The organism is Maribellus comscasis, from assembly GCF_009762775.1.
GTDB lineage: Bacteria > Bacteroidota > Bacteroidia > Bacteroidales > Prolixibacteraceae > Draconibacterium > Draconibacterium comscasis.
Genome location: NZ_CP046401.1, coordinates 4,442,364 through 4,462,775, shown reverse-complemented (window position 1 = coordinate 4,462,775; position 20,412 = coordinate 4,442,364). Strand labels below are relative to the sequence as shown.

The window sequence follows — 20,412 nt, the reverse complement described above, 5'->3', positions numbered from 1 at the left end:
TCTGAATTTTTATAAAAAGCCTGATTTATTGTCCTTCCTTATCGTTTATTCAAGAACCAAGAATGTGTTTCAAATCGGCAACCTGCGTATTCCATAATTCCCTGGTTTCATCCTGCTCATCTTCCTCTGTAAAATCAATAACAATTAACGATACATCTCCTGTCAGTTCATCTTGTGTTATCCTAAATTCGAAATAAGTATCTTCCTCGTCAACCCAGGCGTAACGCACCAAACGGTTTTCTTTGTGCAATGTCATTTCAGCCGTTTGTTCAGCTCCTTCCCAGATAAACGTAAATTTTTTCCCTCTAACCCGAACGTCTTCTGCAAACCATTCCGACAATCCGGAAGCTGTGCTTAACCTGTTATACAATACCTTGGGCGAGCAATTAATTACGTACTCAAGTTGAATTTTGATTTTATCTGTCATGTTCCTGATTTTCGGCAATATAATTATTCTGAATGGAAGAAACAATACAATCAACATTTCGAAAACAACTTTACGTCAATTTTCTCAAAAAAAATAAACGTAAAAAAAAATAAATACTATATTTGCACCTCGAAAATTTAAGGTCATGGCGAGGTAGCTCAGCTGGTTAGAGCGCGTGATTCATAATCACGAGGTCGGCGGTTCAAGCCCGCCTCTCGCTACTGTCAAAGTCTAACATTCGGTAATGTTAGACTTTTTTATTTCTATCCTTGCTATCTTATTTTCTTTCAGGATATTTCAGAATAGTTATCCCCGATATTGAAATAATAATGACTTCGATATGTTTTTAAATAAAATCAAAATATTTGTACAAGATTGTACGCGGTTAATATCGGTAATTTTCGTTCGTATTTTGGTTTTAGGAAATACGCGAATTATTATTCCATTCCTTCCGGTTTTGGAAATTCACGCATCGGGCTGTAACGCAAGTAGGAGTCAAAAACTTCCTTGTCGGGACCAACCACACGAGGATCTTCTGACTTTCTCAATTCATTCATTAACGCATCTTTCATCTCTTTTTCAATGCCTGCATAATCCGGATCCCCTGCCAAATTATTCAAACAGTACGGATCATTTTTAACATCAAAGAATTCAACTTCAGGCCTTTTAGCTACTGCCCAGTCAAAATACGGTTTTATCTCAGGCTCTTTGTGATGTTCTACGATGTATGATTTTGTTGGAGCTGCATCAATATCTGTATACGCCCAATCGGAATGATGCAGACCATTTTCGTCAATACCAAATATTGGCAAAAGCTCATCCTTTGTGTCGGGCTTTATTCGCTGAGGTGCGCCCGCCGGCCATCGTTCCGGTTTGATATTCCAGATATACAGGAAATCTTTACTGCGAATCATCCGCTGTGGGTATCCCCAGTTCAGATAACGCGAAGAAGAGTGCCGCTCGCGTCCTGAAAATACATATCTTTTTAAAGGATCTACAACTCCTTGTTCATTCGATTGGAGAATATCCAGCATACTTTTCCCGGAAATGGGTAACATACCTTCTGAGTTGGTTTTTGTGACTTCGAGAATAGTAGGTGCCAAATCGGCAAAACTTACAGGGTCATCAACAATACGACCTCCCGGAAAACCATCGGGAAAACAAATGGCCATCGGTACATGAATACCATAATCATAACCGTTTGCTTTAGCCCGCGGAAATGGCATTCCGTTATCAGCAGTAACTATAACAATTGTGTTTTCCAGTTCTCCAATATCTTCAAGGTATTTCAACATACGTTGCAAATGCAGGTCGAACCACTCAATTTCAACCGCATAATCGAGCATATCTCCCCGTATAACTTCATTGTCAGGGAAAAAACCAGGAACTTCTTCTATTTCCTCCCGATTTTTATTGTTTCGCTTCCACGAATCCAATTCATACGACCGGTGCGGTTCATTTGACCCGTACCAAAAGAAAAAAGGCTTATTCTGACGCACATTCTCGATAAAATATTTAAAATTCTCGAAGTAGTTTACCGGACCGATTCCTCCGGCTGTCCGCTCATCTTCAGGAGTCTTGTTTTCATACCTGATATTACTGTGTACAATTCCTGCAGCATTGGTTTCCCGCCAAAGTGAATCGTTTTCATTGCGGGCGTACTGGAACGGTGCCACGCCTTTTCCGGTAAGTCCGGTAGCATATCCATTGGTTTCAAGCAAATCAACAAACGGTACGTATTTTTTCATCCATGACGAAGCGTGCTGTCCGGACTGTTCGTTTTGCCAATGATAGCGTCCCGTTACAATTGTGCTTCTCGAAGGGGCACATCCCGGCGATCCCGCAATACAATTGCTAAAATATACACCCTTTTTTGCTATACTATCGAAAGCCGGTGTTTGCAAAAACTTAGCTCCTGCGAAGCTGGTATGCGCAAAGGATTGATCGTCGGCTATTGCAAACAAGATATTAGGACGTTTAAGTTGTTCATTTTTTTTAGAAGAACAACTTGTAATTCCGAAATAAGACAAAGCGATCAGTCCAAAAATTAAATATTTCATCGTATTAGGTATATTTTGAATTGTTTATAAACTAAAAAAAATCCGCTCATTATAAAAAGCAGCAAACATAAATTGCTCTTTATGAAGAGTTATTTTTGAGGTGCTCCCCCGGTAAAATTCTCCATTGCTTTCTCATAGTAGGGCGTTTGCTGAGGACCTTTTAACAGTGGGTCATCCACTCTTTTCATCCATTCGAGCAATTTTTCAGAGAGCACAGCTTTTACATTTTGGAATTCTTCTTTTCCACTTAAATCCACCAATTCAAATGGATCGTTTTCGATATCGTAAAGTTGTGAAAAAGGGCGGGGAGCAACAGATTCTGCCCGCTCCACATGGTTGGAAAATTCCTGCGGATTGACATCTACAGGCCATTTGACTGAACGTCCCTGATCAAAAAACCGGATTAACTGATATTTACCGGTGAGCACACTTCTGGAAACATTATCGCGTTTCATATCGGTTGTATATTGTGCAAAAACATAATTCCGTGGTCCTTTTTTGGCCTTCCCTGAAAGATAAGGAATGAAATCCATTCCCTGAATATTATTTGGAATTTCATATCCCAAAAATGACAATAATGTTGGTAAAAAGTCAACATTACTGAAAAGATCATCTATTTGTTTTCCCCCTGAAAAAACAGTTCCCGGCATATAAAAAATAAAAGGGATCTGAATACCGGCTCGCCGTGCCGTCCATTTTGCCCCGGGATAAGGAATTCCATGGTCGGATGTAAACACCAGCAAAGTATTATCTGCCTCCCCGCTATTTTTTATTACCTCTGTTATCTTTCCAACCAATTCGTCGAAATAATAAATCTGAGCCTGAAATTCAGCTAAATCTTCCCGTACTTTTTTTGTATCAGCCAGATATGGTGGAACAAAAATTCCTTTTGTTGAGTCAGCACCATGAGTAAAACGGCGATGCACCAAATGAAATCCGATTTTAAGAAATACAGGCTCCGATATCGTATTAAAATTATTAATTATCTGGATAGCTGTTTGAGCTATTCCCTCTTCGCCTTTGGGTTCCGCTTCCGGGACATATTGATATCCCAACCGTTGAGGATTTTCCGGATCGATATGATTAAATCCAACCAGAAATGTTTTATATCCCTGGTCTCCCAATATTTTTGCTGTATGTTTTTCTCCTTCATTTAAATGCCACCACCACGGCGCATGGGTTAGTCCCATTAATCCATTTGATTGCGGATACCTGCCCGTATGAAGACTTCCTCTGCCAGGAGAACAAACTCCTGAAGTAGAATATGCATTTCTAAAAAACAAACCTTGCCGGGCCAGTTTATCAATAGATGGTGTTCTGACCGTATTAACGCCATAACAATCTAAATGCTGCCCAATATCATGACAGGTTATCATGATTACATTGGGTTTACTTTTTTGTCCGGAATTTTCAGCACCTGCCTGATGATTAAATGCAAAAAAGATGAAACCTGTAATTATTCCTGCATATAACAAACGATTCATTTTGAAGATTTGATGGTTAGAATAAATAATAAAAATCAAACTGCATAGCTAAATTTAGCTATGCAGTATTGTTTTTAACCAAACTATTCTCCATTATACACCAATGGAGGTACGTTTCTTTCTGTTCCCGGATATCCTTGATTTTGATTGATTACACCACCTGTATTTGAATTAATTGCATATGATGGTATCGGCCAAAAAATGTGATATGCCGAACAGGTAAAATAGTTACCATATTTTGTTGGAACGTTCTTATTGTATAAGTCACTCTTTTCATTTACTCTGTCATACCAGAAATTGTCTTCAGAAATATTATCCATGGAATAACTCTTTCCGTTATAACATTGAATTCCGGTAGTTGCATAAATTATGGCCATTCGGGTTAACTCAACCTTACGTGGCTCCTCGAGGTATAATTCGCGATTTCGTTCATCCAGTACCGCACCAATACCCTCTTGTTGAATATCTCCGGAAGTATACATATACTGGGCATTTGCCCTTTGTCTGACAACATTAATATCGTCTGCGGCTTTCTGCCATTCACCTTTCCAGACATAGGCTTCAGCCCTTAACAAATAGGTTTCGGCCAGCCGGTAAACATACCAGTCTCCGGGGCCACCCTGAGGCTGTACCTGATCAGGATCGTCTATCCATACTTTATAGTGCGGCCACTGAAACCACGAACGAATTGTATCGAGACACAACAGAGTGCCATTATCACTGTACAGCTGGAGATTTTTTCCATACCAATCATTCTGGCCTTTCAAAGTCGGATTATTGTACACGAGCATCTCCATGGTTATCCAGTTTCCATTATCGGTGCGATGGCGATAATCGGTCCAATCAGTTGTTCCGTTAATATTCCAGATGTCATACATGGAATATCCTGACGGACGGATTCGCGCTACGCCCCTGCCATAAGTTTCAACCAGTCCGATTTCCACACCTGCCTTATCTGTCATCCCATTTGCTCCATTGGGTGTCTTTATTATCCCTGTTTGCCCGTAATTGGGAACTACATTTCTCATCGATTTGACACCGGAAGTATTTCCATCTATACCATAGCGGTCGATTGCCATAAAGAGTCCTTCCGTATTTTCGGAGGTACTCTTGTTGTCTGCCCTAAACAAATCCCAGACAACATCTTTTTCAGAATTATCTCTATCTACACCAAACCGCTGTGTTGCTAACTGGTGGACTCCTCCATTGATAATATCTGATGTTTGTGTTATAGCATCATCAAATCTTCCGGCAAGCAGATAATATTTTGCAAGCAAGTGTTTACATGCTGCTTTTGTTACCTGCCCTTTAGCCACTTGATCTGCTTCAGGAACATTTTGAACTGCATATTCAAGGTCGTTTATCATCTTTTCCCAAATGGATTCTTTTGTCGTTGTATAAAAGTCAACTCTGGGCTCCTTTAATTCTTCCAGAATCAAAGGAACATCTCCATATTGCAGAGTTTTTTTGTAATAATGATATGCTCTGAGGAAATAAGCTCCACCAAGCAAAGCGCCTTTTGAAGCTTCTGAAGTAAACTCAGCTTCATCTATCCGGTTTATAACCGTATTGCAATCTTTGATGATTTTGTACGATTCGTCCCAGTACCAACCAATTTTGGTGTAGGCATTATGAAAGTTCTGACCATCAGGCATCATTTGTTTATTTAAATCCTGCCAGGGAGTAGCTTTGTCTGTTGAACCATCAACAGCAACGTCAGAATATTTTAGATTGGTCAGGAAGGGAGATTGGTCTGTACACAATTCATCCCTTAGATTTGACAAAGCTTTATCCAAAACAGCCTGAAGTCCTTCTTCATCAATCAAAACATTTTCCGGAGCATAAAATGATAAGGGTTGAGGTTCCAGAAAACTTTCCTTGCATGAGTTTGCCATTGTTAAAATAATCAACACACTCAAACTGATAATATATTGTTTTACATTTTTCATATCGTCAAATTTAAAATCGTGTTTTAAGTATTAAATGGTCAGGTTCACTCCCAGAGAGAATATTCGTTGTGATCTCGTACCGTCTTCCGGGTCTCCAAATTTCCATGTTGGAGCCCATACTCCCCCATTTCTTACATTTAAAGAAAACCGGCAGGTTTCAATAAATGTACGGTTCAACAGTGCACTTGGCAACCTGTATGAGATGGCGACATTTTCAAGCCGGATGTATGATCTGTCGAACCAGGCACTGTAACTAACTCCGTTGGCAGGAGCAGATCGTAGCCTTGCATAATCGTTACGTGGATTTTCAGGAGTCCAATAGGGAACTTGCCATGTATTCCTACGATCCTCAATATGATTATCGTGTTTTGCCTGATCAAATGATGACATTTGTCCCCAAAGCGAATACATGATAAATGATGCTTCAAAATTTTTATAAATGTTAAAGCTATTGGTCATGGTCCATCTAAAACGCGGTGAACGGTAGCCCAAATACTGTTTATCTTCATCCGTAAGCAAACCATCGTTATTTACATCTTCAAGATGGAAATCTCCGGGTGCCTGACTCCATTTGGCTGCTTCTTCCTCTTCACCAATTTTCCATGTTCCAAGGATCTTGTAATCCCAAATAACATCTTTCGACTCGCCAATAAACCAGTTGTTAGTTATATCATCCGGCTCTTTCTGCCCGATAATATTTCCATTGTCATCATAAACATCAAACTTTTCACCTGTTATTGAAACAATTTTATTTCGGTTCAGCGAAAAAATGAAGTTTGTATGCCATTCAAAATTAGGTCGCTTTATATTTACACTATTCAGTGTAATTTCCAAACCTTTATTTACAACCTCACCCAGATTGGCATATACTCGTTCGTATCCGGTTAAGGTTGGCAGTTCCCGATTTACCAACACATCGGTCGTAGACATATCATAGGCTTCAACCGAGCCTGAAAGAATACCATTATATAAATTAAAATCAATACCCACGTTGAAAGCCTGAGTTTGTTCCCATTTCAAATTTCTATTTTCCATGGTATTTATTACCAGGGTAGGAATGGTGTATCCTACACCATTTTGATCAGCATTTAAATATTTCCCTGAAAGAATCCTTGAAAGAGCTGCATAATTGTTAATATCTCTGTTCCCATTTGTTCCCCATGAGGCTCTCACTTTCAAATAATTAATCGCATCGGAATTAAAAAAATCCTCCTCTGTAACTACCCAGCCCAAAGCTGCTGCAGGAAAGGTTGCTCGTGGATTTGAATAACCAAACAAAGAGGAACCATCACGACGGACCGAGAAAGTAAATAAATATTTATTTTTATAGCTATAATTTATTCGCCCCATTAATGCGTCGGCTGTTTCCACATCATCGTCTGTAGAGAGAACAGGGAGTGTTCCGGTTGTCATATCATGATAGCCCAATACATCATTGGGAGAGAAATAACGGTTTTCCATTCCGTCAGAATTAAACCTGTTTTTTTCAGCGTTGGCAAGAAGTGTTATATCAAACTTATGTACATTTAAAAAAGTTCGGTTCCAATTAATGATATTATCAATCTGCCATTCTCGTCGAAGGCTGTGTTCACGAGTTGCCAAGCCTCCAAATAACCCCCAAGAAGGATGTTCTGAAGAGTCATGCACATAATTATGATAAAACACCAAACGAGTTGTAAAATTCATCGTATATGTTATTCCAAAAGGTAATTCAAGGATAGAATATATTTTTGGAAAAAAAGTATAGTATTCCTGTTCCCGCTCTCTGTATTTACGGTTTAAAAGAGGGTGCTGTGCCTGGATATCATCGTTGGGATACAGACGGAGTTGCTCGCTGTTATCAGCATAATATAAACTGTATGGGGTTAAATTCTGATATTGTCCGGCGTTGGCAGGTACTGAACTTTCGTCTCTGTATGAAAATTGTGCATTTAAACCAACCTTTAAAAATTTGGCAGCCTGCCCCTCCAGATTTACACGAGATCTTATGGTTGAGAATTCATCTCCAATTGTTAACGCTTGGTTATCCATATATCCAAGCGACCAATAATAGGTAAAAGATGGTTTTTTACCAGACAAGCTTATGTTATAATCCTGCCGTAAACCATTATGAAAAATATCTTTCTCCCAGTCACGTGTTATTCCTGCCTTATAGTTTTCAATTTCAGTCCCGGTTAATCTAAGCCCTGCCAACCATGCATCAACCATATTCGTTTCATCGGTACTGTGGTATGCCAGCCACTCATCCAAATACTGGGAATCGATGGTTCTGGGATCGTCAAACGGACTCCACAAATCAGAAGGAACAGTCGCGGAAAAAACTGATTTAAACATATCAGATCGCCACTGTATAAATCCTTCAGCGTCGTATGGCCGCACCCGGTTTGCAGCAGTAGCTACACCGATACTACTGTTAAATGTAATGGCAGGTTTATCACTCGAACCGCGTTTAGTGGTTATTACTATGACTCCATTTGTAGCACGTGAGCCATAAACAGCTGCCGAACTGGCATCTTTCAAAACATCCATTCGATCAATATCATCCGGGTTAATATCGGAGACATCACCGTTATAAATTACACCGTCAAGAACAATTAACGGACTGGCACCTGCCGTCAATGTTGTCTCACCTCTAATTTCGAAAGAACTGTTTCCCTTTGCTGATGTGGCATAGCCAACATTTAGTCCAGGCACGGTTGTTCTTAATAAGTCGCTTACGTTTGAGGGAGTAAATTTTTTCATTTCATCGGTTTTAACCTGCGTAATTGCGCCAGTTAGATCCGATTTTTTTGAGATGCCGTAACCAATTGCAACCACTTCTTCAAGCCCAATAACGTCAGACTGCATTGTAACGCTGATTTGTGTTTGAGCACCAACTTCAACTTCCTGACTTTTTAAACCCACAAATGAAAATACAAGCGTAGAATTCTCAGGAACATTGCTAATTGTAAAAGTACCTTCTGAATTTGTAACCGTGCCCTCTGTTGTTCCTTTAATAACCACAGTTACTCCCGGAAGAGGCTGCCCCTGTTCGTCAACAACTTTCCCTGATAAAACATTTTGCTGGGATTGTTCCGCGTCACTCCGTTCAATTAAAATAACATTATCATTTATTTCATTAAACTTATAAGGAAGTCCTTTAAAAACAATGTTAAGAATCTCCCCAATACTTTTGTCTTCAACTTTTACAGTTACTTCTTCGTAAACATTAACCTCATCGTTATTGTAAAAAAAACGATAGTCAGAGTTATCTTCGATTGTATTCAAAAGTTCAAGTAAAGTGTTTTTTTTGAGATCAAGAGACAGATTATTTGTTTGCGACCAAACCGACGCAGTTGTTTGCAGGGTCAGCACCAATACGAGAAACACGTTTATTTTCATAACGGTTAAATACTTTTTTAGCCTTTTATCCCTATAGAAGGACAAGCCATTTCGTTTTAATTTCATAAATTTGAATTGCTTTTTTTAGTTAAACTTCGGTTTAATTAATGGGGAGGTGTTAGCGCACTTCCCTTTTTGTTTAAAGATTTATTCAACGCATAGGCATATAAAATTTTAGTTTTTTGAGTAAAATGTTATCTCGTTTCCGTTAATTGTATATCCAACATATTTTGAGTAGCCAAAATAAGAAATAGCCTCTAAAATACTTTCCCTTTCGAGTATTCCTGTAAACCGTTTGGTTTTGACTTGATCATCTGCAAAGTAAATATCTACGTCAAACCACCGCTCCAGTTTTAATTCCAGTTCGGCCAGCGATTCATTCCGAAAAACTAATCTTCCGTCTTTCCACTCTGTTTCAGCGGCAGTATCAGATAAAATTTGTTTTGTCATCGCTTGAGTCTGTTTATCGTAAACCAATTTTTGGTTGGGTTCAATTATAGTCCTTTGGTTATCACTCGAAACTTTTAAACTACCTTCTACAAGAGTCACCGAGACTTTCTCTTCCTCCGGGTACGCTTTCAAATTGAATTCTGTACCCAATACCTCAACTTCGAGTTCATTAACTTTAACTACAAAAGGTGTATGTTTATCCTTTGCAACAGAGAAAAAAGCTTCCCCTTTGAGGGAAACCTGCCTTCCTTTCTCTCCAAAATTATTATTGAAGATTAGTTCACTTCCGGAATTGAGACTGACTTTTGAACTGTCGGGGAGAGATATCTCTGTTTTATCTCCCAAAGCACAACTTATATTTGTATAGGTTTCATGGGAAAATCCCTGATTCTTTCCAAGAAAAAAAACTACAGGCAATGAAATAAGCAAAATAAAAATGGCAGCATAACGAAGGATTTTTGATGTGAATGAAAACAAAACCTTATCCGGCTTTTGTCGTTTCTCCCAAAACTCGTTGAAAAGTTGTTTCTTTTGAGTAAGAGATATATCTATTTTATGAAGTTGAGCAACTCGCCAAATCTTTTGCACCAGCAAAAAATCCTTTTCCAGTTGTTTGTCTTTTTTTAATCTTTCAAAGAATGCTGATTTTTCTTTTTCTTCAACTTCATCAGTAAGAAATTTTATTATTTCAACAGGATCCATTCAATACAAATTTTAAACTAAACACATAAAATTTGTTTTACCCTATCAAAAAAATAAATTTATTTAAGAATATTTGTTATTAAAACGATTAAAGCAAGATAATCTTTCAACTCAATACGCAAGAATTTAAGCGCTTTCGACATCCGTGATTCAATGGTTTTGACACTTAAATTTAATTTCCCAGCAATTTCATTGTATTTCATTTCCTCCATCCGACTCATTTTAAAAACCTGTTTTTGTTCTTCCGGAAGTTTTTCTATCGCTTCAGAGACAATGTTAAGCAGTTCTTCAAACTCAAGAAAATCATCGCCATCATCATGTAGCAATTGACTTGCATAGGAAAACTCTCTGGCTTTAATGTGGTTCAAATGTTTCCAAACAATTTGCTGGCTTCGTAAATAATTCAGGCAATTATTTTTGGCAATGGTGTACAGCAGATTTTTAATATTTGATTTCTCCTTTAATTCATTTTTAATCTCCCACAAACGTAAAAATGAATCCTGTACAATTCCTTCAGATATTTCCTTGTTAAGGGTATATTGGTAACATAAGGCATACAACACGTCAAAAAGATCAAAATAAATTTTTTCAAATTCATCTTTATCTCCGTCCCTGAGTTTTTGAATACTTATTTTCTCTGACCAACGCATTTATATGCAAAAAAAGAAATAATTAATCTGGATTTGAATTCCGCAGCTAATTTATATAAATCCATTCAAGAAAAAATAAACAAAAGGAATTCCTGATTTAACCCCCCCTATGGAGTATATGGTTAATTTTTCTCATAATTTCACGTAGTATTTTGCTCTCCAAAGTTGATGTTCTACAACAATTTGCCTTCGAATCTGACTAAAATCCTACTATTTCGGAATTGATTTTTATAAATTTATAAGAAATCAAAAATCACTAACCATGTCCAAAATTAGAAGAATAGACGCTCTGGATTATCATGAAAAAGAACGCCCGGGAAAAATTGAAGTTGTTCCTACGAAACCACACAATACACAGTACGATCTGTCGCTGGCCTACACACCGGGAGTTGCTCAGCCTTGTCTCGAAATTCACAAAAACCGTGATGATGTATACCGCTACACCTCAAAAGGAAATCTTGTTGCAGTGATTTCAAACGGCACGGCTGTACTCGGCCTTGGCGATATTGGTCCAGAAGCAGGGAAACCGGTAATGGAAGGAAAAGGATTACTGTTTAAAATTTTTGCCGATGTTGATGTTTTTGATGTTGAAGTAAATGAAAAAGACCCAAAAAAACTGATTGAAGTTGTAAAAGCCATTGCTCCAACTTTTGGCGGAATAAACCTAGAAGATATAAAAGCTCCAGAATGTTTTGAGATTGAAGAAACCTTAAAACGCGAACTGGACATCCCGGTTTTTCATGACGACCAGCACGGTACTGCCATAATTTCGGCGGCCGGATTAATAAACGCCCTCGAATTAAACAATAAAGCCATTGAAAATATAAAAGTGGTTGTAAACGGTGCCGGCGCAGCTGCTGTCTCGTGTATCCGTTTGTATTTTAGCCTTGGAGTAAAACCCGAAAACGTGGTGATGATTGACAGTAAAGGAGTTTTGAACCAATCGCGTACCGATTTAAATCCGATAAAACAGCAATTTGTTACAGAACAAAAAATTAACACGCTGGAAGAAGCTTTGGTTGACGCCGATGTTTTCCTCGGACTTTCGGTAGGAAATGTTGTTACAAAAAAGATGATTCGCTCGATGGCCAAAGATCCCATCGTTTTTGCCATGGCAAATCCGAATCCGGAAATCACTTATGAAGATGCAACGTCAGCGCGCGAAGATATTATCATGGCTACCGGAAGAAGTGATTATCCCAACCAGATTAACAATGTGCTTGGATTTCCTTTTATTTTCAGGGGGGCACTTGATGTTCGTGCTACTCACATCAACGAGGAAATGAAAATTGCTGCTGCCAAAGCGTTGGCAAATTTGGCAAAAGAGTATGTGCCCGAATTGGTAGCCAAAGCGTACAACAAACAAAACATCGTTTTTGGAAGAGACTATATCATCCCCAAACCTCTTGATCCGCGCTTAATACATAACGTGTCAATAGCTGTTGCAAAAGCCGCAATGAAAACCGGTGTAGCGCGAAATCCCATAAAAAACTGGACAGCCTACAAACAGGAATTATCAAGCCGGATGGGAATTGACAATAAACTTATCATGGCCATCCGAAACAAAGCAAAACAGGAACCTAAACGTGTTGTGTTTGCTGAAGCCAATAATTTTAAAGTGTTAAAAGCAGTTCAATTTGTCATTCGGGAAGGAATTGCCAGGCCTGTTCTTTTGGGAAATGAAGAAAAAATTAAGGCTTTAATTGAAGAAAATCAGTTGCAAATTGAAAATGTAACGGTTATCGATTTATTTAAATCGGTTTCAGACGACCAAAGACACAGGTATGCAAAAATTCTTTATGAAAAGCGCAGAAGAAAAGGAATGACCTACGACGAGGCTGTTGAAAAAATGTATAACCGCGATTATTTTGGTGCCATGATGGTGGAAACAGGCGAAGCTGATGCTTTTATTTCCGGTTTTTCAAGAAAGTACTCCGACACCATTCGTCCGGCACTCCAGGTAATTGGAGTAAAAGAACAGTTTAATCATATTGCAGGAATGTATATTCTGATAACCAAAAAAGGTCCGATTTTTTTGGCCGACACAACCGTAAATATGGATCCGGCTCCCCAAACCTTAGTTGATACCACCATCTTAACAGCTGCGGAAGTTCAGAAATTTAACATCATTCCGAGAATAGCGTTACTCTCCTACTCCAATTTTGGAGCATTTAAAGGAAATGGTAGTCCGGTGAGAGTAAAAGAAGCCGTAAAAATATTACACGAAAAATACCCGGACTTGATTGCAGACGGAGAAATGCAGGCAAATTATGCCTTAAACGGAAAATTGCGATACAAAAGATATCCGTTTAGCAAATTGGGTGACAACGATGCAAACACATTGATCTTCCCCAACCTGAGTTCCGGTAATATTTGTTATAAGATTTTACAAACTATGGGGGCAGCCGAAGCCATTGGTCCCGTGCTGATGGGAATGAAAAAACCGATTCATATTTTGCAGCGCGACAGTTCGGTACGTGAAATAATTAACATGGTTGCCATTGCTGTTGTTGATGCGCAGGCAGTTCCAGGAACTGGAGAATAACAGAATAAAAAAAAGTCCCTAAGTTCTTTTCCTTAGGGACTTTTTTTTACAGGCTCCAGCCGTTTTGATACGAATGTTTAACCCATTCTTCGCACATTTCCTGTGCATTCCATTCAACGTTTTCTTTTGATTCACGTTCAACTTTCCGGGTAACAACATCTTCCGCAAAAGGCAAAAGTTTGGTTGTCCTTAGTTTCTCATCCGGAGAAATATTGGTAACCTTCATATTCTCACTATCCCAAAGCAATGTTTTTTGCAACGACTGCATACGAACAGCAAGATTACCCATTACAACCATTTCGTTGAATGGTCCTGCATATTCAAAACTGGAAGCTGGGGTCCCACCGTTTTTGCAGCAATTTACAAAATGCATTTCATGACGGCCTCCTCCATTCGGATCATCAGGAATTCTTTCCAGTTTAACTTTTGGCTTTGGAGTAAACTCTTCTCCGTTTTTATATACTTTCCATTTGGCGCCGTAACTTTCTGCAATCAACGTCGCTTCTGAACCAACAAACATAAAACCTCCTCCCGGGTTCATCGGAGCATCCAGCGGCAAATCAAACGGACGAGCAGGCATAAAACCTCCGTCGTACCAGGTTAATTCCAATTCAGGTAACGCGCAGTAAGGTAAATTCTTCCTTGCCGGGAAGAGATAAGAAACCTTTGCGGCAACCGGCGCACTTTCAGTATTCACCAACGATGAGCTGGCCTGGAATGCAACAGGAGCACCCAATTGAAGCGCAAAATTAGGGACATCGAGCAAATGACATCCCATGTCGCCCAAAGCGCCTGTTCCGTAATCCCACCATCCTCTCCAAATCCATGGGTGATATTCCGGATTGTAAGGCCGCATTTTTGCCGGGCCAATAAACAAATCCCAGGAAAGCGTTTTGGGCACTTTTACCTCTTTTAACGGTTGGGGCATTCCCTGTCGCCAAATTGGGCGGTTGGTCCATACATGTGCCTCTTTAATAACCCCCAAACAGCCTCCCTGAACAACTTCGGCAACTTCGTAAACCTCATCATTCGAATGACCTTCATTTCCCATTTGGGTAACAACCCCGGTCTTTTCTGCCAGCTTGGTCAAATACCTCGACTCCCAAACCGAATGAGTTAATGGTTTTTGCAAATAAGTATGTTTTCCCAGTTCCATTGCAGCGGCAGCAGACAAAGCATGCGTGTGATCCGGGGTAGCAATCACAACGGCCTCAATATCCTTTTGTTTTTCCAGCATTTCGCGAAAATCTTTGTATTTCTTCGCGCCCGGGTAGGTATCAAAAACCGGTTGCGCATAATCCCAGTCAACATCGCAAAGTGCAACAATATTTTGCCCCGGCATATTCCGAAGGTTAACTTTTCCTTTCCCTCCAATGCCAATTCCTGCAATGTTTAACTTATCGCTGGGTGCAACATGCCCAAGCCCCGCAACCGCATGACGCGGAACAATTGAAAACCCTGCAGCTGCAGCTGCAGTTGTACCAATAAAATTTCTTCTGGATACTTTTACTTTCTTTTGAGATTTCATTTTTGATTTAGTTTTAATTGGTCAGAAATATTTAAAATAAGGAAAGAAAGGTAATTTAAAAAGTTTGAAAATAAAAGAAACAGCTTAAAACTTTCTTTTATGAAATGGGAAAGTAAGGATTCAAAGAAAGAAAAATCTGTGAATACTACTTTTTTATTACATTTTCATTTTACTTTTGAACCTGAAAAATGCAGGAATGAATATTGAAAAATACCCGTCAAAACTACTGGAGAATGCTGTAAACGAATTTTCCAAACTTCCCGGAATCGGAAGAAAAAGCGCACTTCGCCTGGTGTTGCACCTGCTGCGGCAGGAAGCTTCGGAGGTAAGCGCCTTTGGAAATAGTTTGATTCAATTAAGAAATGAAATAAAACATTGCAAGGTCTGCCATAATATATCGGATACCGAGACATGCCAGATTTGTGCAAACCCGGCGAGAAACAATTCAGTAATTTGCGTAGTTGAAAACATCCGTGATGTTATGTCGGTGGAAAACACACAGCAATACAATGGATTATACCATGTACTGGGAGGAATTATTTCACCAATGGACGGAATTGGCCCCTCTGATTTGGAGATTGAATCGTTAATTAAACGCGTTGATTCAGGTGAAGTGATTGAAGTTATTCTTGCACTTTCAACGACAATGGAAGGAGACACTACCAATTTTTACATCTACCGGAAACTCAAGGGAAAGGACGTTAAAGTAACCACATTGGCGCGCGGAGTTTCAATTGGCGATGATCTGGAGTATACCGATGAAATCACCCTGGGGCGTTCGTTGGTAAACCGGGTGAATTATGAAAATTCGCTGGGAAAATAGAAATGCAGCTATATCAGAAATCCAAAACTTTTCCGTTATCCAAAAGGAATCAATACATTTGAAAAAAATTGCGAAGCCAAACGAATGGAACTTTCGGTAATTATCGTCAACTACAACGTAAAACATTTTCTGGAGCAGTGTTTACACTCGGTTTTAAAAGCTTCAAAAAATATTTCCACTGAAATTTTTGTGGTTGATAATAATTCTGTGGATGGTTCGGTTCAGCTCATCCCTGAAAAATTTCCGGAAGTTGAATTTATTGCCAATAAGAAAAATTTAGGATTTTCAAAAGCCAACAATCAAGCCATCAAAAAAGCAAAAGGAAAATATATTTTGCTCTTGAATCCTGATACTGTAGTGGAAGAAGATACTTTTGAAAAAGTAATCGAATTTATGGACTTACACGCAGATGCTGGCGGACTTGGTGTGAAAATGATTGACGGAAAAGGAAATTTTCTTCCTGAGTCGAAAAGAGGCTTACCAACACCGTGGGTTGCTTTTTACAAAATGTTTGGATTATCAGGATTATTTCCAAAGTCGAAAAGATTTGGAAAATACCATCTCTCCTTCCTCGATGAAAATAAAATTCATGAAGTAGATGTTTTGGCCGGTGCTTTTATGTTATTACGAAAAACCGTGCTCGACAAAATTGGCTTACTCGATGAAACTTTTTTTATGTATGGAGAAGACATCGATCTTTCCTACCGGATTACAAAGGCAGGATTCAAAAATTATTATTTCCCAAAAACTACAATCATCCATTACAAGGGAGAAAGTACAAAAAAAGGCTCGTTGAATTATGTAAAAGTATTTTACAATGCAATGAACATTTTTGCACGGAAACATTTCTCCGGTGGAAAAGCAGATATTTTTTCGCTTTTTATCCATTTTGCCATTTATTTCAGGGCATTTATCTCCATCACGGGAAGAATATTCAACAAAATTTACACACCGCTTTTTGATGTAGTTTTTATTTATATCGGTTTTTTATTTTTAACCCCCTTTTGGGAAAATTTCAAATTTGAACCCGGACACTACCCGCCTGAATTTCTCCGATTTGTTGTTCCCATTTATATTATTTTCTGGATTCTGGGGATATTGTTTTCAGGGGGTTACAAAAAGCCAATCAACCTCTTAAAAATTATTCGCGGTTTAATTTGGGGGTCGGTGGCCATTTTACTGGTGTATTCGCTCGTTGACATTCAATTCCGGTTTTCACGGGCACTCATCCTCCTCGGGTCTCTGTGGTCAGTTACAGTTCTGATTTTTTATCGTCTCGTTTTTCACTGGCTGAAATTTAACGGTTTCAGACTGGATATTAAAAAGACCAAAAAAATTGCAATTGTAGGTCATTCCTCTGAAGCAGCGCGTATTCAGAAATTACTGGAACAAACGCAAATTCGTTCAGAAATAGCTGGTTTTGTAGCCATTGACAAAACCGACCGCGGACAAAACTACATCGGTCAGCTGTCGCAGCTCAAAGAAATTCTGAGTATCAACCGAATTGATGAAGTTGTGTTTTGTGCAGAAAATATTAGTTCAGCCGAAATTATTAAATCAATGCTCGATTTAACCCAACTAAATGTTGACTATAAAATTGCACCGCCGGAAAGTGTCAGTATTATTGGCAGCAACTCAATTCATACGGCTGGAGATCTGTATGTTTTAAATTTAAATACCATCTCGAAAGCATCAAATAAAAGAAAAAAACGATTTTTTGATATAACTTTTTCACTGGCTTTTTTTGTTTTGAGCCCTGTTATTATTTGGTTTTTTAAAAAGAAATCATCGTTTATCAGAAATATTTTTAAAACATTAGGCGGAAAAAAAACCTGGGTGGGCTATATTTCCGGTTCAGAAACAAATAAAATGCTGCCTGAATTAAAACCTGGTGTGTTAAATCCGGGCGATATTTTTTCTGATCTGAAACTGGACGCAGAAAAAGAGAAACAACTAAATGTACTTTACGCAAAAGATTACAGTATTTTAACCGATGCTGAAATTGTATTAAAAGGATGGAAAAACCTCGACAGACAAAAATGAGCGACGAACTAACATACGGAAAAATTATACTTCGGGCACTTGAGCCGGAAGATATTGAGCTTTTATATTCATGGGAAAATAACCTTGAAATCTGGACGGTGAGCAATACAAAGACCCCATTTTCAAAATATATTCTCGCGCAGTATTTAAAGGAGTCGGCAAAAGATATCTATGAAGTCAAACAACTGAGACTGATAATTCAAAACAAAGACCTTCAGGCAGTTGGAGCCGTTGATTTATTTGATTTTGAACCTTACCACTTGCGGGCGGGTGTTGGAATTATGATCCATAACATCAACGAGCGAAAAAAAGGGTATGCTACCGACGCATTAATGGCACTATCAAATTATGCGTTAAATATTCTTGGACTCAAACAATTATATGCCCATATTGCTGCTGACAATCTCCCGAGTATTCAATTGTTTGAAAAGGCAGGTTTTAAAAAAGCCGGGATAAAAAAAGACTGGCTCAAGACGATGAATGGCTGGAAAGATGAACTTATCTGTCAAAAGATCTTAACATCCTAGAATTCAAGCTCAATGAAAACAAAGCATATATTGCGACTAATGATAACCGTTACATTTTCTCTTTTTTTTCTGAATAACCTGCAGAGCCAGATTGCAGAAAAAATGTTACTGATTTCCAAAATTTCAAAACCTGAAAAAGTTCGCAATATTGCCAATGGTACGAGACTAAAAATCCAAACGCAATCGGGCGCATATATCCGGACAAGACTACAATCAGTTGGAAAAAATTATCTGCTCACGCAACGGCAGGACACCATTTATTTTAATGATATCTATTCGTTCAGGGCACAGCGAAAATTAAACAAGGCCGAATTTTTTAGCGGGGTTCCGTTATTGGTTGCCGGAATTGCTGCCGCAGTTGGCGGAGTTCCGCTAAGTATAATTTTAATTCTTATGCAGAAAGCCGGCCCTGGTATTTTTTTAGTGCCGCTTGCCGGGGTAGTAACAACAGTTGCCGGAATAAAACTGGTTGGCCGAAGAACTTACAGAATGAACAAATGGAGGGTATTTTCAGAGGATCACTTGGAATCCCGGAATATCCTGTAAAAAAGTATAGCTGTTTTTTTCATAGTCAATTTCACAGGCAAAATGTTGCATTCCATTGGAAATCAAAATGTATTTCACTTTCAAAGCCATGTTGTAACGCACAGCCTGGTCAAAGGTTTCCTGCGTAATTTTAACCGAGGGTGCTTTAAATTCCACAATTACACGGGCTTGTCCTTTGCGGTTGTAGATAAGCAAATCAAACCGTTGCGGCTGGTGGTTCACCATGAGTTTTTTTTCGACCGCCATCAGCGATGCAGGATAATTCTTTTCATGGATTAAATACTGAATAAAATTTTGCCGGACCCACTCTTCAGGAGTTAAAACCACATACTTTTTTCGAATAAAATCATAAATAAGTTCCTTTCCGCCATCGGTTTGAACTTTAAAAGTATATGAAGGCAAATTTAATTTCCTCATCGAAATCATTTTTTACTTATTAACTCCTTTTGGCTGACGAGAACTAAAAACGTATTTTTGCGTTAGCCTATAAATTACTCTGATTTTTGTTGATAAAGTAAAGCAATTTATGAAGACAAAAAAAGATATTGTTGAAAACTGGTTGCCCCGGTATACAGGAAAAACCCTGGATGAAATCGGAAAATACATTTTGTTGACCAATTTCCAGAATTATGTTGACAGTTTTGCCCGCCGTTTCGAAGTTGCGGTGGAAGGGGGAAACAAAAACTTCCCGAGTGCTACTGCCGAAGGAATCACTATAATTAACTTTGGAATGGGAAGCCCAAACGCAGCAACGGTAATGGATTTGCTAAGCGCAATTAAACCCAAAAGTGTTTTATTCCTTGGAAAATGCGGGGGCTTGAAACGAAAAAACCAATTGGGCGATTTAATTTTACCGATTGCTGCCATCAGGCGCGAAGGTACATCCGACGATTATTTACCGCCTGAAGTTCCTGCATTGCCTGCTTTTAACTTACAACGTGCGGTCTCACATATTTTAAGAAATTCAAGCCAGGATTACTGGACAGGAGTAGTTTTTACTACCAACCGCCGCGTTTGGGAATATGATGACAGGTTTAAAAAATACCTAAAAAAAACACGTGCGATGGCTATCGACATGGAAACAGCAACGCTTTTTACCGCAGGCTTTGCCAACCAGATTCCTACCGGAGCTTTACTTTTGGTTTCCGACCAGCCGATGATTTCATCCGGAGTAAAAACCACAGAAAGCGACGAGAAGGTCACATCGAGTTATGTGGAAAGACATTTGCAAGCTGGAATCGATGCATTGTTTGAAATAAAAAATAACGGGCTTTCCGTAAAACACCTGAGATTTTAA

At 38.8% G+C, this 20,412-nt stretch carries 15 protein-coding genes and 1 tRNA gene; 7 read left to right on the top strand and 9 right to left on the bottom strand.

The features are described 5' to 3' along the window. Positions 1 to 49: 49 nt before the first annotated feature. Complete coding sequence (locus GM418_RS17625) at positions 50 to 427, bottom strand: START-like domain-containing protein (RefSeq protein ID WP_158868566.1); 378 nt, start codon at positions 425 to 427, stop codon at positions 50 to 52. Between the two features lie 147 nt (positions 428 to 574). Here GM418_RS17625 and GM418_RS17620 point away from each other — a divergent pair. Beyond that, positions 575 to 648, top strand: a tRNA-Met gene (locus GM418_RS17620). A 216-nt stretch (positions 649 to 864) separates the two neighbouring features. On the opposite strand, the gene GM418_RS17615 is transcribed toward GM418_RS17620, so the two are convergent. From GM418_RS17615 to GM418_RS17590, 6 genes are all read right to left on the bottom strand, one after another. Next, positions 865 to 2,487, bottom strand: coding sequence for a sulfatase family protein (locus tag GM418_RS17615; RefSeq protein WP_158868565.1), 1,623 nt, complete (start codon positions 2,485 to 2,487; stop codon positions 865 to 867). A gap of 89 nt (positions 2,488 to 2,576) precedes the next feature. Further along, positions 2,577 to 3,971 (bottom strand): sulfatase family protein, encoded by a 1,395-nt coding sequence (locus GM418_RS17610; protein ID WP_158868564.1) that lies wholly within the window; start codon positions 3,969 to 3,971, stop codon positions 2,577 to 2,579. Between the two features lie 83 nt (positions 3,972 to 4,054). Further along, on the bottom strand, positions 4,055 to 5,920 hold the full coding sequence (locus GM418_RS17605; RefSeq protein ID WP_158868563.1) for a RagB/SusD family nutrient uptake outer membrane protein: 1,866 nt from the start codon (positions 5,918 to 5,920) through the stop codon (positions 4,055 to 4,057). 30 nt (positions 5,921 to 5,950) lie between these two features. Then, positions 5,951 to 9,367 (bottom strand): SusC/RagA family TonB-linked outer membrane protein, encoded by a 3,417-nt coding sequence (locus tag GM418_RS17600; RefSeq protein WP_217447509.1) that lies wholly within the window; start codon positions 9,365 to 9,367, stop codon positions 5,951 to 5,953. A gap of 108 nt (positions 9,368 to 9,475) precedes the next feature. Next, positions 9,476 to 10,453, bottom strand: a complete 978-nt coding sequence (locus tag GM418_RS17595) for a FecR family protein (RefSeq protein WP_158868562.1) — start codon at positions 10,451 to 10,453, stop codon at positions 9,476 to 9,478. Positions 10,454 to 10,512: 59 nt separating this feature from the next. Further along, entirely contained in the window at positions 10,513 to 11,103 is a 591-nt protein-coding gene (locus tag GM418_RS17590; RefSeq protein ID WP_158868561.1) for an RNA polymerase sigma-70 factor, read from the bottom strand. 262 nt (positions 11,104 to 11,365) lie between these two features. On the opposite strand from GM418_RS17590, the gene GM418_RS31870 reads away from it, so the two are divergent. Next, a complete protein-coding gene (locus GM418_RS31870; protein ID WP_158868560.1) occupies positions 11,366 to 13,648 on the top strand; it encodes an NADP-dependent malic enzyme in 2,283 nt (760 codons plus the stop codon). A 46-nt stretch (positions 13,649 to 13,694) separates the two neighbouring features. Here GM418_RS31870 and GM418_RS17580 read toward each other — a convergent pair whose 3' ends face one another. Next, entirely contained in the window at positions 13,695 to 15,176 is a 1,482-nt protein-coding gene (locus GM418_RS17580; protein ID WP_158868559.1) for a Gfo/Idh/MocA family protein, read from the bottom strand. Positions 15,177 to 15,372: 196 nt separating this feature from the next. On the opposite strand from GM418_RS17580, the gene recR reads away from it, so the two are divergent. From recR to GM418_RS17560, 4 genes are all read left to right on the top strand, one after another. Then, a complete protein-coding gene (gene recR / locus GM418_RS17575; RefSeq protein WP_158868558.1) occupies positions 15,373 to 15,999 on the top strand; it encodes a recombination mediator RecR in 627 nt (208 codons plus the stop codon). Between the two features lie 84 nt (positions 16,000 to 16,083). Further along, positions 16,084 to 18,042 (top strand): glycosyltransferase, encoded by a 1,959-nt coding sequence (locus tag GM418_RS17570; protein WP_158868557.1) that lies wholly within the window; start codon positions 16,084 to 16,086, stop codon positions 18,040 to 18,042. Then, positions 18,015 to 18,569, top strand: a complete 555-nt coding sequence (locus GM418_RS17565) for a GNAT family N-acetyltransferase (protein WP_246222740.1) — start codon at positions 18,015 to 18,017, stop codon at positions 18,567 to 18,569. Before GM418_RS17570 ends, GM418_RS17565 begins: the two co-directional genes overlap by 28 nt. Before the next feature lie 12 nt (positions 18,570 to 18,581). Continuing rightward, the gene (locus GM418_RS17560) at positions 18,582 to 19,115 is read left to right on the top strand and encodes a hypothetical protein (protein WP_158868556.1); all 534 of its coding nucleotides are present in this window, start codon (positions 18,582 to 18,584) and stop codon (positions 19,113 to 19,115) included. Here GM418_RS17560 and GM418_RS17555 read toward each other — a convergent pair. After that, on the bottom strand, positions 19,080 to 19,532 hold the full coding sequence (locus GM418_RS17555; RefSeq protein ID WP_158868555.1) for a type I restriction enzyme HsdR N-terminal domain-containing protein: 453 nt from the start codon (positions 19,530 to 19,532) through the stop codon (positions 19,080 to 19,082). The two genes, GM418_RS17560 and GM418_RS17555, sit on opposite strands and share 36 nt — an antisense overlap. A 109-nt stretch (positions 19,533 to 19,641) precedes the next feature. On the opposite strand from GM418_RS17555, the gene GM418_RS17550 reads away from it, so the two are divergent. Further along, positions 19,642 to 20,412 (top strand): AMP nucleosidase, encoded by a 771-nt coding sequence (locus GM418_RS17550; protein ID WP_158868554.1) that lies wholly within the window; start codon positions 19,642 to 19,644, stop codon positions 20,410 to 20,412.

Excerpts from the sequence above, each read along its gene's own strand:
- GM418_RS17625 (WP_158868566.1), bottom strand. The coding sequence starts at position 427 with ATGACAGATAAAATCAAAATTCAACTTGAGTACGTAATTAATTGCTCG.
- GM418_RS17615 (WP_158868565.1), bottom strand. The coding sequence starts at position 2,487 with ATGAAATATTTAATTTTTGGACTGATCGCTTTGTCTTATTTCGGAATT.
- GM418_RS17610 (WP_158868564.1), bottom strand. The coding sequence starts at position 3,971 with ATGAATCGTTTGTTATATGCAGGAATAATTACAGGTTTCATCTTTTTT.
- GM418_RS17605 (WP_158868563.1), bottom strand. The coding sequence starts at position 5,920 with ATGAAAAATGTAAAACAATATATTATCAGTTTGAGTGTGTTGATTATT.
- GM418_RS17600 (WP_217447509.1), bottom strand. The coding sequence starts at position 9,367 with ATGAAATTAAAACGAAATGGCTTGTCCTTCTATAGGGATAAAAGGCTA.
- GM418_RS17595 (WP_158868562.1), bottom strand. The coding sequence starts at position 10,453 with ATGGATCCTGTTGAAATAATAAAATTTCTTACTGATGAAGTTGAAGAA.
- GM418_RS17590 (WP_158868561.1), bottom strand. The coding sequence starts at position 11,103 with ATGCGTTGGTCAGAGAAAATAAGTATTCAAAAACTCAGGGACGGAGAT.
- GM418_RS31870 (WP_158868560.1), top strand. The coding sequence starts at position 11,366 with ATGTCCAAAATTAGAAGAATAGACGCTCTGGATTATCATGAAAAAGAA.
- GM418_RS17580 (WP_158868559.1), bottom strand. The coding sequence starts at position 15,176 with ATGAAATCTCAAAAGAAAGTAAAAGTATCCAGAAGAAATTTTATTGGT.
- recR (WP_158868558.1), top strand. The coding sequence starts at position 15,373 with ATGAATATTGAAAAATACCCGTCAAAACTACTGGAGAATGCTGTAAAC.
- GM418_RS17570 (WP_158868557.1), top strand. The coding sequence starts at position 16,084 with ATGGAACTTTCGGTAATTATCGTCAACTACAACGTAAAACATTTTCTG.
- GM418_RS17565 (WP_246222740.1), top strand. The coding sequence starts at position 18,015 with ATGGAAAAACCTCGACAGACAAAAATGAGCGACGAACTAACATACGGA.
- GM418_RS17560 (WP_158868556.1), top strand. The coding sequence starts at position 18,582 with ATGAAAACAAAGCATATATTGCGACTAATGATAACCGTTACATTTTCT.
- GM418_RS17555 (WP_158868555.1), bottom strand. The coding sequence starts at position 19,532 with ATGAGGAAATTAAATTTGCCTTCATATACTTTTAAAGTTCAAACCGAT.
- GM418_RS17550 (WP_158868554.1), top strand. The coding sequence starts at position 19,642 with ATGAAGACAAAAAAAGATATTGTTGAAAACTGGTTGCCCCGGTATACA.